The following is a 10,912-nucleotide window of genomic DNA, read 5'->3' on the forward strand; positions in this document are numbered from 1 at the left end:
CTTGCGCGTTCGACGATACCCGCGCCGGGAGTGCGGGCCGCAACCCCTTACCACCCCTCTCCTGGAGGCAGAATGAACCTGACCGAAGGGCCTGCGCTGCACGCCCGTTTCCTCCGCGGCCTGGCCCTCTCACCCGACCGCCTGGCGGTCCGGCTGGGAGCCGAGTCGCTGACCTACACCGAGGTGCACCGCCGGGCACTCGGCTGGGCCGGCGCCCTGCTGGCCGGCCCCGGTGAGCCGCCCGAGGTGATCGGGGTGCTGGCCGGCAAGGGGATCGAGGCGTACGTCGCGATCCTGGCCGGTCTCTACACCGGCCGCACCGTGGTGCCGCTGCGCTCGGACTTCCCGGTCGCCCGGACCCGCCGGATGCTGGAGGTGGCCGGGGTGCAGGCCGTGGTGGCCGACCGGTTCGGCCTGGCCAACCTGGTCGAGCTGGCGGCCGAGGGCCTCGACCTGCCGGTGCTCGCCCCGGGCCACGGGGTGGACGAGGCCGGGCAGTTGCGCGGCCTGCCGCTGCGCGGGATCGTCCTGGACGAGCGGGACGCGCTCACCGAGCCCCGCCCGGTCAGCGCCACCGACCGGGCGTACGTGCTGTTCACCTCGGGCTCCACCGGCACCCCGAAGGGCGTGCCGATCAGCCACGGCTCCACCCGGCACTACTTCGACCTGCTGGACCGGCGCTACGACTTCACCGCCGACGACATCTTCTCGCAGACCTTCGACGTCAACTTCGACTGCGCGGTCTTCGACATGTTCTGCGCCTGGGGCGCCGGCGCCACCCTGCTGGCGCTGCCCAACGAGGCGTACCACGACCTGCCCGGCTACCTCACCCAGCAGGGCGTGACGGTCTGGTTCTCCACGCCGAGCGCGATCTCGCTGGTGCGCCGCACCCGGGGGTTGAAGCCGGGCTCGCTGCCCGGGCTGCGCTGGAGCCTGTTCGCCGGCGAGGCGCTGCGGGCCGCGGACGCCACCGACTGGCAGGACGCCGCGCCGAACTCCACCCTGGAGAACATCTACGGCCCGACCGAACTGACCGTCACGGTCACCGGCTACCGCTGGGACCAGGACACCTCGCCGGAGCTCTGCGTGAACGGGCTCACCCCGATCGGCACCGTGCACGAGGGGCACGACTTCGTGCTGCTCGCGCCGGACGGCGAGCCCTCGCTGGCCGAGGGCGAACTCTGCATCACCGGGCCGCAGATGACCACCGGCTACCTCGACCCGGAGGACGACCGGGGCCGGTTCCTGGAGTACCTGGGCCGTCGCTGGTACCGCACCGGCGACCGGGTCCGGCAGCACGGCAACGGGGTGCTGGTCTACCTCGGCCGGCTGGACGCCCAGGTGCAGGTGCAGGGCTGGCGGGTCGAACTGGCCGAGATCGACCACGCGCTGCGGGTCTGCGCCGGGGTGCAGGACGCGGTGGCGGTGACCCGGGAGGGCGCCGGCGGCACCGAGCTGGTGGTGTTCTACGTCGGCGAGAAGACGCCGCCGGCCGAACTGGCCCGCCAGCTCCGCGAGGTGCTGCCGCACAGCATGGTGCCCCGGCACTACCGGCACGTCGACGAGTTCCCGCTGAACGCCAACCGCAAGGTGGACCGTGGCCTGCTGGCCCGGCAGGCGGCCGCCGAGCTGACCGCCGTACCGGTGGGCTGAACCCCCACCGCACGGAGTCGGCCCCGAACCCTCAGGAGGTTCGGGGCCGACGGCCGTTGGGGGTGAGGTGCCGTCAGGCGACGCTCGCCGCCAGTACCTTGCGGTCGATCTTGCCGTTCGGGGTGACCGGGAGGCTGTCCACCACGCGCAGCTCGTGCGGGGTCATGTAGGCTGGCAGGGTCTCCTTGCAGAACGCCCGGATCTCGTTCTCGCTGATCTGCTGGCCGTCCTTGGCGGTCACCACGAAGGCGCCGAGCACCGGCTCCTTGTCGGCGCGCGGCAGCACCAGCGCGGCGGCCGCGGTGATCCCGGGGAACTCCAGGATCCGCCGCTCCACCTCGCCCAGCTCGACCCGGTTGCCCCGGATCTGCACCTGGTTGTCGGCCCGGCCGCAGAAGTACAGCTCGCCGTCGGGCCCCTGGTAGGCCAGGTCGCCGGTGCGCAGCACCAGTTGGCCGGACTTGGGGTTGAGCGGGTCGGGCACCTGGGCCGCCCGGGTGGCCTCGACGTCGTCCCAGTAGCCGGTGAACAGCGACGGGGCGCGCAGGTGGATGTGGCCGACCACGCCGGGCTCGGTGACCGGGTTGCCGTCCTCGTCCACGAGGGTCATCTCGGCGCCCGGGTAGGCGAAGCCGATCGACAGCTTCTCCAGGTCGTCGGGGAGCGGGTTGGGCACGTCGGTGAAGGAGGCGGCCATCGACTCGGTGGCGCCGTAGCAGTTGACCAGCCGGGCGTTCGGCCGGGCCCGCTGGAGCAGCCGGAGCTCGGGCAGCGGGAAGTCCTCGCCGCAGAACAGCACCCCGCGCAGCTTCTCCAGCTCGGCCAGGCCCGCGAGTTCGTGCCGCAGCACGCCGCGCCAGATCGACGGCACGCCGTTCACCTGGGTCACCTCGGCCTCGTTCAGGAAGGCCAGGAAGCGCCGTGGCCAGGGCAGCGCGGCGCGCGGCACCGGGACCACGGTGGCCCCGCTGCCCAGCGCCAGGCCGATGTCCAGCAGCGAGAAGTCGAACTGCAGCGGCGAGGTGGTGGCCACCCGGTCCTCGGTGCCGACGATGCCGGCCGTCAGCATGCCCCGGTAGAAGGCCACCACGCCGCGGTGGCTCATCACCACGCCCTTGGGGCGGCCGGTGGTGCCTGAGGTGAAGATCATGTACGCCGGGTCGGTGGCGGACGCCTCCCTGCGGTGCCGGACCCGGGCCACCGGCGGGCGCTCCACGGCCAGCCCGTTCGGGCCGAACCTGGCGGTGCCGACCTCGGCCGGGATGCCCTGCCGGGCGCCGGTCGGGCTCTGCAGGTGCAGGGCCGGGGCGGTGGTCGAGATGATCGAGTGCAGCCGCTTGTCCGGGGTCTCCGGGCTGACCGGGACGAACGCCACCCCGGCTTTGGAGCAGGCCAGGAGCAGCGCGATCGCGTGCCCCGAGGTGTCCGACTCCAGGATCACCCGGTCCCCGATGTCCAGGCCGAGATCCAGCAGGGCGGCGGCGTAGCGGTCGACCCGGTCCGCGAGTTCCCGGTAGGTGGTGGTGACCAGCCCGCCGACCCCGTCGGATTCGACCACGGCGGGTCGTTCCGGAGCGAATGCGACCGGGGCGAGCATGAATTCATGAATTCGCTCGGCAGGCCGCTGCGCGTAATTCTCGGCACTCAAGTTCACGTGAATCAGTCCCCTGTCGGCTAGAGCTATCCAGGGTTTTGGTACCACGGTCGGCCCGCCCCTTGTACACCCGTAATCGCAGTCTGGGGGCCCTAGGGGGCCTTAGGGGCTTGGGCGGGTGTTCGAGTTTCCGTAGTGTGCGTTTCTGTGGCTGCCCGTGCGTGGCCTGCCGGCGAAGACGGATAAAGTGGAGCGTATCTCGATGAGCGAGTCTGGGAGTTTCGTTTCCGGTGACGGGCAGACGCCGGTGGACCGGTCCGAGCTGGTCCGTCGACTGGAGGCGCTGCCGGTTTCCGAGCAGCGCAGGGTGCTGCTGGACCTGGTGGCCGAGCAGACCCGGGCGGTGCTGCGCAGAGTGCGCCCCGGGGTCGAGCCGGTGGTCGAGGCCGACCGCCCGTTCAAGGAGCAGGGCCTCGACTCGCTCGGTCTGGTCGAGGTGCACGCCCGGCTGAACGCGGCCACCGGCCTGGCCCTGCCGGTCACGGCGGGCTTCGACCACCCGACCCCCGCGCTGCTCGCCGAGTACCTGCGGGCCGAGGCGCTGGGCCTGCCGGAGGACGCCGCGGTGTCCACCCTGGCGGCCTACGCGGACGACGAGCCGATCGCCATCGTCGGCGTCGGCATCCGCTTCCCCGGCGAGGTGACCACCCCCGAGGCGCTCTGGCGGATCGTCAGCGAGGGCCGCACCGTCTCCGGTGACTTCCCGGACGACCGTGGCTGGGACCTCGACAACCTCTTCGACCCGGACCCGGACGCACCGGGCCGCAGCTACACCCGCAAGGGTGGATTCCTCTACGACGCCGCCGAGTTCGACGCCGACTTCTTCGGCATCAGCCCGCGCGAGGCGCTCACCATGGACCCGCAGCAGCGGGTCACCCTGGAGGCCGCCTGGGAGGCGCTGGAGCACGCGGGCATCGACCCGACCGAGCTCCGGGGCACCCGGGCCGGCGTCTTCCTCGGGGCCGGCGCGCACGAGTACGGCGTCCGCTCGCACGAGAGCCCCGAGGGCCTGGACGGCTACCTGCTGACCGGCACCGCGCTCTCCATCGCCAGCGGGCGGGTGGCGTACACCCTCGGTCTGGAGGGCCCGGCGCTCACCATCGACACCGCCTGCTCCAGCTCGCTGGTCGCCCTGCACCTGGCCGTCCAGTCGCTGCGCCGGGGCGAGTCCTCGCTCGCGCTGGCCGGTGGCGTGACGCTGATGGGCAGCCCGGCGATCTTCACCGAGTTCAGCCGCCAGCGCGGACTGGCCGAGGACGGCGTGATCAAGGCGTTCGCCGAGGCCGCCGACGGCACCGCCTTCGGCGAGGGCGTCGGCGTGCTGGTGGTCGAGCGGCTCTCCGACGCCCAGCGGCTCGGCCACCCGGTGCTGGCCGTGGTGCGCGGCACCGGCATCAACCAGGACGGCGCCAGCAACGGCCTGACCGCCCCCAGCGGCGCCGCCCAGCGGCGGCTGATCCGCGACACCCTGGCCACCGCCGGGCTGACGGCGGACCAGGTGGACGCGGTCGAGGCGCACGGCACCGGCACCACCCTCGGCGACCCGATCGAGGCCCAGGCGCTGCTGGCCACCTACGGCCGGGGCCGCCCGGAGGACCGGCCGCTCTGGCTCGGCTCGGTGAAGTCCAACATCGGCCACACCCAGGCCGCCGCCGGCGTGGCGAGCATCGTCAAGGTCATCATGGCGATGCGGCACGGCGTGCTGCCCCGCACCCTGCACGTGGACGCGCCGTCCAGCAGCATCGACTGGTCGGCCGGCGACGTCCGGCTGCTGACCGAGGACCGGGACTGGCCCCGGGACGCCGAGCGTCCCCGGCTGGTCGGCGTCTCCTCGTTCGGCGTCAGCGGCACCAACGCGCACGTGATCATCGAGGAGCCGCCGGCCGTCGAGCCCGCCGAGGCCGGTGCCGAGTCCGCCGCGACCCCGCTCCCGGTCACCGTCACGGTCAGCGCCAAGACCGGCCCCGCGCTGCGCGGCCAGGCCGAGCGGCTGCTCGCGCTGGTCGAGGCCGACCCCGAGCTCACCCCGGCCGACCTCGGCCACTCGCTCGCCACCACCCGGGCCACGCTCGCGGAGCGGGCCGTCCTGGTGGCCGAGGACCGCGACGAACTGCTCACCGTCCTGCGGGCGTTGGCGGAGGGCGCCGAGATTCCCGGGACGTTCCGGGGCACCGCCCCGGCCGGCCGGGTGGCCTTCCTGTTCACCGGCCAGGGCTGCCAGCGACTGGCGATGGGCCGTCAGCTCTACGACACCTACCCGGTCTTCGCCCGCGCGCTCGACCAGGCCATCGGCTACCTCGACCTCCAGCTCGAACTCCCGCTCTGGGACGTGCTGTTCGCCGCCGAGGGATCGCCCGAGGCCGAACTGCTGCACCAGACCTGCTACGCCCAGGTCGCGCTGTTCGCGGTCGAGGTCGCGCTCTACCGCCTGGTGGAGTCCTGGGGCCTGCACCCGGACTTCCTGGCCGGCCACTCGGTCGGCGAGATCGCCGCGGCCCACGTGGCCGGGGTGCTCTCGCTGGAGGACGCCGCCACCCTGGTGGCCGCCCGTGGCCGCCTGATGCAGGAACTGCCCACCGGCGGCGCGCTGGTGGCGATCCAGGCGAGCGAGGCGGAGATCCTCCCGCTGCTCACCGCCGGCGTCAGGATCGCGGCCGTGAACGGCCCGCGCTCGGTGGTGGTCTCCGGCGAGGAGGACGCCGTCCTGGCGATCGCCGCCCGGTTCGAGCGGACCAAGCGGCTGCGGGTCTCGCACGCCTTCCACTCGCCGCTGATGGAGCCGATGCTGGAGGAGTTCGGCCTGATCGCCGGCATCCTCAGCTACTCCGCCCCGCGCATCCCGATCGTCTCCACCGTCACCGGCCGCCCGGCCACCGCCGAGGAACTGACCTCGCCGGAGTACTGGGTGGGCCACGTGCGGGAGTCGGTCCGCTTCCACGACGCGGTCGAGAGCCTGGCCGCCAACGGCGTCCGCACCTTCCTGGAGCTCGGGCCCGACGCGGTGCTGACCGCGATGGGCCAGGACTGCGTCCCCGAGCAGGCCGCCGACGCGGTCTTCGTCGCCGCCCTGCGGTCCGGCCGGGACGAGGTCAGGGAACTGACCACCGCCGTCGCCCGGGTGCACGCCCGGGGCGGCACGCTGGACGGCGACACCCCGTACGCGGGTCTCTCCCCGCGCCGGGTCGCGCTGCCCACCTACGCGTTCCAGCACAAGCGCTACTGGCTGACCGCGCCCACCGTGGCCGCCGACGCGGCCGGTCTCGGCCAGGACGCCGTCCAGCACCCGCTGCTGGGTGCGGCGGTCAGCCTGGCCGGGTCGGACACCGTGGTGCTCACCGGCCGGCTCTCGCTGCGGGCCCAGCCCTGGCTGGGCGACCACGTCATCGCGGGCGTGGTGCTGCTGCCCGGCACCGCCTTCGTCGAACTGGCGCTGGCCGCCGGCGACCAGGTCGGCTGCGACCTGGTCGAGGAACTCACGCTGGCCGCCCCGCTGGTGATCCCGACCGAGGGCGACGTCGCGCTGCAGGTGGTGGTCGGCGTCGCCGACGGCTCCGGCCGGCGCACCGTCGAGTTCTACTCCCGGACCGGGGACGGCCCGTGGGACCGGCACGCCGAGGCCCTCCTCGGCACCGGCGCCCCGGTCGCCGGGACCGACCAGTCGGCGGTCTGGCCGCCGCAGGGCGCCCGGCCGCTCGACGTCAGCGGTCTGTACGAGCAGATGGCCGGCCAGGGCTACGGCTACGGACCGGCCTTCCGGGCCGTCCGGGCCGCCTGGGAGCTCGGCGGCGAGGTGTACGCCGAGGTCGCCCTCGACCCGGAGGTCCGGGCCGACGGGTTCGGGCTGCACCCCGCGCTGCTGGACGCCGCGCTGCACGCCGCCGACCTGGCCGGACCGGTGCCGGACGGCACCCGGGTGCCGTTCGCCTGGTCCGGGGTCGCGCTGCACTCGGTCGGCGCCACCGCCGTCCGGGTCAGGATCACCCCGAACGGGACCGACGGCCTGGCGCTGGCCATCGCCGACCAGGCCGGCCACCCGGTGGCCCGGGTCGAGTCGCTGGTGCTGCGTCAGGTCTCCGCCGAGCAGCTGGAGGCCGGCCGGGCCGGCCGCCGCGAGCCGCTCTACCGGATCGGCTGGCAGCCGCTCGCCCTTCCGACGGGCCAGGCTTCGGACGGCTTCGTCCGCCGCCCGGTGATCGCCACCCCCGCCGGCGAACTGCCGGACGTGGTCCGCCTGGTGACCGCCGACGCGCTGACCGCCGTCCAGGACTGGCTGGCCGACGAGAGCACCGAGGCCGCCCGGCTGGTGGTGCTCACCCGGAACGCGGTGGTCGCCCGGGACGGCGACCCGATCGACCCGGCCCAGGCCGTGGTCTGGGGCCTGGTCCGCTCGGCCGAGGCCGAGAACCCCGGCCGCTTCGTGCTGGCCGACCTGGACGGCAGCGCCGACTCCGAGCGCGCGCTGTCCGCCGCACTGGCCGCCGGTGAGAGCGAACTCGCGCTGCGCGACGGTGAGTTCCTGGTGCCCCGGGTGGCCGCGCTGCCGGCCGACGCGGAGACCGAGGACTCCCCGTGGGACGCCACCGGCACCGTCCTGATCACCGGCGGCACCGGTGGCCTCGGCGGCCACCTGGCCCGCCACCTGGTGGTCAACCACGGCGTCCGGCACCTGCTGCTGACCAGCCGGCGCGGCCCGTCGGCGCCCGGCGCCACCGAGCTGTCGGCCGAACTGACCGAGCTCGGCGCCTCGGTGACCGTGGCGGCGGTGGACGCCGCCGACCGCGCGGCGCTGGCCGCCGTACTGGCCGAGGTGCCCGCCGGGCACCCGCTGACCGCCGTGGTGCACACCGCCGGTGTGGTGGACGACGGCCTGGTGGGCTCGCTCACCCCGGCCCGGGTGGACCACGTGATGCGCCCCAAGGTGGACGCCACCTGGAACCTGCACGAGCTGACCGAGGGTCAGGACCTCAGGGCCTTCGTGCTCTACTCCTCGACCGCCACCGCGCTGGACGGCGCGGGCCAGGGCAACTACGCCGCCGCCAACCTCTTCCTGGACGCGCTGGCGGCCAGGCGCAAGGCCGCCGGACTGCCCGTCACCTCGCTGGCCTGGGGCCTCTGGCTGGGCGGCGCGGGCATGGGCGCCGACCTGGACGAGGCCGCCCTCCAGCGGGCCCGCCGGCTCGGTATGGCGGGGCTGCTCCCGCACGAGAACCTGGCGCTGTTCGACCGCGCGCTGACCACCACCGAGCCGTCCGTCATCCCGGTCCGGATCGACCTGCGGGCGCTCCAGGCCCGTACCGACGGTGTCCCGCAGCTGCTCCGCGGCCTGGTCCGCGCGGTCCCGCGCCGGGCCGCCGCCGGGGTCGGCCGGTCGGCCGACGAGACCCCGCTGGTGCAGCAGCTGGCCGGGCTGGCCGAGGCCGAGCGGGTGGAGACCCTGCTCGACCTGGTCCGCACCCACGCCGCCTCGGTGCTCGGCCACGACAGCGCCGACTCGGTCAGCGCGGGCCGGGCGTTCAACGAGCTCGGCTTCGACTCGCTGGCCGCCGTCGAACTGCGCAACCGCCTGAACGCCGCCACCGGACTGCGGCTCAGCGCCACCCTCACCTTCGACTACCCGAACCCGCGCGCGCTCGCCGAGCACATCGCGAGCAAGGTCACCAGCACCCCCGCCACCGCCCCCCGCCGTGAGCGGGCGGCCACCGTGGCCGGCGCCGACGACCCGATCGCGATCGTCTCGATGGCCTGCCGCTACCCGGGCGGGGTCACCTCGCCCGAGGGCCTGTGGCAGCTGGTGGACGAGGGCCGGGACGTCATCGACCGGTTCCCGGCCGACCGCGGCTGGCCCGCCGACCTGTACGACCCGGAGCCCGGCAAGCCCGGCAAGAGCTCCAGCCGCGAGGGCGCCTTCCTGTACGACGCCGCCCAGTTCGACGCGGACTTCTTCGGGATCAGCCCGCGTGAGGCGCAGGCGATGGACCCGCAGCAGCGCCTGCTGCTGGAGGTCTCCTGGGAGACCCTGGAGCGGGCCGGTCTCGACCCGCACTCGCTGCGCGGCAGTGACACCGGCGTCTTCGCCGGGGTGATGTACCACGACTGGGGCCTGCGGATGGGCCCGCTCCCCGAGGAGATCGCGGCCTACCACGGCAACGGCAGCCTGGCGAGCGTGGTCTCCGGCCGGGTGGCGTACACCCTCGGACTGGAGGGCCCGGCGGTCTCGGTCGACACCGCCTGCTCCTCCTCGCTGGTCGCCATGCACTGGGCGATCCAGGCGCTCCGGCAGGGCGAGTGCTCGCTCGCGCTGGCCGGTGGTGTGACCGTGATGTCCACCCCCGACACCTTCATCGACATGAGCCGTCAGCGCGGCCTGGCCGCCGACGGCCGGTGCAAGTCCTTCGGTGCCGGTGCGGACGGCACCGGCTGGGGTGAGGGCGTCGGCATGCTCCTGCTGGAGCGGCTCTCCGACGCCCAGCGCAACGGTCACCAGGTGCTCGGCCTGATCCGGGGCTCGGCGGTCAACTCCGACGGTGCCTCGAACGGCCTGACGGCGCCGAACGGCCCGTCCCAGCAGCGGGTGATCCAGCAGGCGCTGGCCACGGCCGGCCTGACCACCTCGGACGTCGACGCGGTCGAGGGCCACGGCACGGGCACCACGCTGGGTGACCCGATCGAGGCGCAGGCGCTGTTGGCGACGTACGGTCAGGACCGTCCGGAGGGGCAGCCGCTCTGGCTCGGCTCGCTCAAGTCCAACATGGGTCACACCCAGGCGGCGGCGGGTGTCGGCGGCATCATCAAGATGGTCGAGGCGATCCGGCACGGCGTCCTGCCGCGCACGCTGCACGCCGAGCAGCCGTCCCCGCAGGTGGACTGGGAGGCCGGTGAGATCGAGCTCCTGACCGAGGCCCGGCCGTGGCCGGAGACCGGTCGGGTGCGCCGGGCGGGGGTCTCGTCCTTCGGCATCAGCGGCACCAACGCGCACGTCATCGTCGAGCAGGCTCCCGAGCCGTCGCAGCCGGCCGCCGTCGCGGCCGCGCCGGTCGGTGACGCCACCCTCGTCCCGTGGGTGGTCTCGGGCCGGACCGCGCAGGCCCTCAGCGCCCAGGCGGCCGGGCTCCGTTCCTACCTGGAGACCCTGGAGGACGGTGAACTCACCTCGGCCGCGCTGGGTCTGGTCACCGGCCGGGCCGGGCTGGAGCACCGGGCGGTGGCGCTCGGCGCCGACCGCGAGCAGCTCGCCGAGGCGCTGGACGCGCTGGCGGCGGGCGCGGGTGTGGCCGACTTCGTGCGGGAGGGCAAGCTCGCCTTCCTGTTCACGGGTCAGGGGTCGCAGCGGTTGGGGATGGGGCGTGAGCTGCATGCTGCGTTCCCGGTGTTCGCGGCTGCTTTTGACGAGGTGTTGGGTGCGTTGGGTGGGTCGCTGCGGGAGGTGGTCTGGGGTGACGATGTTGATGAGTTGAACCGGACGGTGAACACGCAGCGTGCGTTGTTCGCGGTCGAGGTGGCGTTGTTCCGTCTGGTGGAGTCGTGGGGTGTGCGGCCTGACTTCGTGTCGGGTCACTCGGTGGGTGAGATCGCGGCCGCTCACGTGGCGGGGGTGCTGTCGCTGGC

The 10,912-nt window shown here is 74.0% G+C and carries 3 protein-coding genes; 2 read left to right on the top strand and 1 reads right to left on the bottom strand.

Features of this window, described 5'->3' with window-relative positions; translation table 11 throughout:
- Positions 1-72 precede the first annotated feature (72 nt).
- Positions 73-1,653, top strand: coding sequence for an AMP-binding protein (locus ACIRPK_RS34520; RefSeq protein WP_403046279.1), 1,581 nt, complete (start codon positions 73-75; stop codon positions 1,651-1,653).
- Between the two features lie 73 nt (positions 1,654-1,726).
- Here ACIRPK_RS34520 and ACIRPK_RS34525 read toward each other — a convergent pair whose 3' ends face one another.
- Entirely contained in the window at positions 1,727-3,250 is a 1,524-nt protein-coding gene (locus tag ACIRPK_RS34525; protein WP_403046282.1) for a D-alanine--poly(phosphoribitol) ligase, read from the bottom strand.
- 259 nt (positions 3,251-3,509) lie between these two features.
- On the opposite strand from ACIRPK_RS34525, the gene ACIRPK_RS34530 reads away from it, so the two are divergent.
- Positions 3,510-10,912 (top strand): SDR family NAD(P)-dependent oxidoreductase (locus tag ACIRPK_RS34530; protein WP_403046284.1); only part of this gene is annotated, 7,403 nt, incomplete at its 3' end.

It is taken from the genome of Kitasatospora sp. NPDC101801 (assembly GCF_044766665.1).
Taxonomy (GTDB): domain Bacteria; phylum Actinomycetota; class Actinomycetes; order Streptomycetales; family Streptomycetaceae; genus Kitasatospora.

Excerpts from the sequence above, each read along its gene's own strand:
- ACIRPK_RS34520 (WP_403046279.1), top strand. The coding sequence starts at position 73 with ATGAACCTGACCGAAGGGCCTGCGCTGCACGCCCGTTTCCTCCGCGGC.
- ACIRPK_RS34525 (WP_403046282.1), bottom strand. The coding sequence starts at position 3,250 with ATGCTCGCCCCGGTCGCATTCGCTCCGGAACGACCCGCCGTGGTCGAA.